Raw genomic sequence first — 2,487 nt, forward strand, 5'->3', positions numbered from 1 at the left:
CCTCAAAGAACTCTCGTCTAGAGAAATTAGGAAAAGGCTTGACCTTTGCTTGTCTGTCTTTGATTGTTATCATCGTGGCTATGATTTTGATCTTCGTAGCCCAAAAAGGCTTGTCGACCTTCTTTGTCAATGGGGTCAATATCTTTGATTTTCTCTTTGGCCAAACTTGGAATCCTTCAGGTAAACAATTTGGTGCCCTTCCTATGATTTTGGGTTCCTTTATTGTCACAATCCTATCAGCCCTGATCGCAACTCCTTTTGCCATTGGTGCGGCAGTCTTTATGACTGAAGTTTCACCAAAAGGTGCTAGAATCTTGCAGCCAGCCATTGAATTGCTAGTTGGGATTCCTTCCGTCGTGTATGGATTTATCGGTTTGCAGGTCGTAGTTCCTTTTGTCCGTAGTGTCTTTGGTGGGACTGGTTTTGGGATTTTGTCAGGGATTTTCGTTCTCTTTGTCATGATTTTACCGACGGTAACCTTTATGACAACCGATAGCTTGCGTGCGGTGCCTCGTCACTACCGGGAAGCTAGTTTGGCTATGGGTGCCACTCGTTGGCAAACCATCTGGCGCGTGACCTTGAAGGCAGCGCGTTCAGGGATTTTCACAGCAGTGGTCTTTGGGATGGCGCGTGCCTTTGGTGAGGCCTTGGCCATTCAGATGGTCGTCGGAAACTCAGCCGTTGTCCCAACTTCATTGACAACACCTGCTGCGACCTTGACGTCTGTTTTGACCATGGGTATCGGAAATACCGTTATGGGAACAGTTGATAATAACGTTCTCTGGTCACTGGCCTTAGTCTTGCTTTTGATGAGTTTGGCCTTCAACAGTGTGATTAAATTGATTACGAAAGAAAGAGGAAAGAAAAACTATGCACGCTAAGAAATTAGATAAAATTGCAACAGCTGTCCTCTACTCAATTGCAGGAATTATCGTTGCCATCTTGGCATCCTTGATTCTTTATATCTTGGTTCGTGGTTTGCCCCACATCTCTTGGTCTTTCTTGACTGGCAAATCCTCTTCTTACCAAGCAGGTGGAGGGATTGGAATTCAGCTCTATAATTCCTTCTTCCTTCTGGTTATTACCTTGATTATCTCTGTTCCCTTGTCTATGGGGGCTGGGATTTTCCTAGCTGAATATGCTAAAAAAGGTCCTGTGACCAACTTTGTCAGAACCTGTATTGAAATCTTGTCTTCACTGCCATCAGTGGTTGTGGGTCTCTTTGGTTACTTGATCTTTGTAGTTCAGTTTGAGTATGGATTTTCAATCATTTCAGGTGCTTTGGCCTTGACAGTCTTTAACTTACCTCAGATGACTCGTAATGTTGAAGACAGCTTGAAACACGTTCACCATACGCAACGTGAGGCCGGCTTGGCCCTTGGAATTTCTCGCTGGGAGACAGTGGTCCATGTGGTCATTCCAGAAGCCCTTCCAGGTATTGTGACTGGGGTCGTCTTAGCTTCTGGTCGTATTTTTGGTGAGGCGGCTGCTCTCATCTATACAGCAGGACAATCCGCTCCAGCCCTAGACTGGTCTAACTGGAATATTCTCAGTGTGACTAGCCCAATCTCTATCTTCCGTCAAGCAGAAACCTTGGCTGTCCACATCTGGAAAGTCAATAGTGAAGGTACTATTCCAGATGGAACCATCGTATCAGCAGGTTCTGCGGCCGTGCTCCTCATCTTTATCCTCATCTTTAACTTTGGAGCTCGCAAACTCGGAAGCTACCTACATAAGAAATTAACCGCTGCCTAAAGGAGAAGCCATGTCAAAATATAATTGGGATGAAAAGCATATCATCACCTTTCCTGAAGAGAAAGTGGCCCTCTCTACTAAGGATTTACATGTTTACTACGGTAAAAAAGAATCCATCAAGGGCATCGATATGCAATTTGAAAAAAATAAAATTACTGCCTTAATTGGCCCTTCTGGTTCAGGGAAATCAACCTACCTCCGCAGTCTCAATCGGATGAATGATACCATTGATATTGCCAAGGTAACAGGTCAAATCCTCTATCAAGGGATTGATGTCAACCGTCCAGAAATCAATGTCTATGAGATGCGTAAGCACATTGGAATGGTCTTCCAACGACCAAATCCCTTTGCCAAGTCTATCTACCGTAACATCACTTTTGCCCATGAACGTGCAGGAGTTAAGGACAAGCAAGTCTTGGATGAAATTGTGGAAACCTCTCTTCGTCAGGCTGCCCTCTGGGATCAGGTCAAAGACGATTTGCACAAGTCAGCCTTGACCCTATCAGGTGGTCAGCAGCAACGCCTCTGTATCGCTCGTGCTATCTCTGTTAAACCAGATATCCTCTTGATGGATGAACCAGCGTCAGCTTTGGATCCGATTGCGACAGCTCAGCTGGAAGAAACCATGCTGGAATTGAAGAAGGACTTTACCATCATCATCGTGACCCACAGTATGCAGCAGGCTGCGCGTGCTAGTGACTACACAGGATTTTTCTACTTGGGTGACTTGAT

The 2,487-nt window shown here is 45.2% G+C and carries 3 protein-coding genes; all 3 read left to right on the plus strand.

The annotated features are described in order from the left end of the window. The coding region (pstC, locus tag KUA57_RS09345) for a phosphate ABC transporter permease subunit PstC (RefSeq protein WP_218494139.1) at positions 1-881 on the plus strand (881 nt) is incomplete at its 5' end. Next, entirely contained in the window at positions 871-1,755 is an 885-nt protein-coding gene (gene pstA, locus KUA57_RS09350) for a phosphate ABC transporter permease PstA (RefSeq protein ID WP_000543046.1), read from the plus strand. The genes pstC and pstA, both read left to right, overlap by 11 nt. A gap of 10 nt (positions 1,756-1,765) precedes the next feature. Next, a partial coding sequence (gene pstB, locus KUA57_RS09355) for a phosphate ABC transporter ATP-binding protein PstB (RefSeq protein WP_218494140.1) occupies positions 1,766-2,487 on the plus strand: 722 nt, incomplete at its 3' end.

Origin of the sequence: Streptococcus vulneris, assembly GCF_019218685.1 — a bacterium.
GTDB lineage: Bacteria > Bacillota > Bacilli > Lactobacillales > Streptococcaceae > Streptococcus > Streptococcus vulneris.

What these genes read in the sequence shown, in the direction of transcription:
- pstA (WP_000543046.1), top strand. Translation starts at nt 871, where the DNA reads ATGCACGCTAAGAAATTAGATAAAATTGCAACAGCTGTCCTCTACTCA.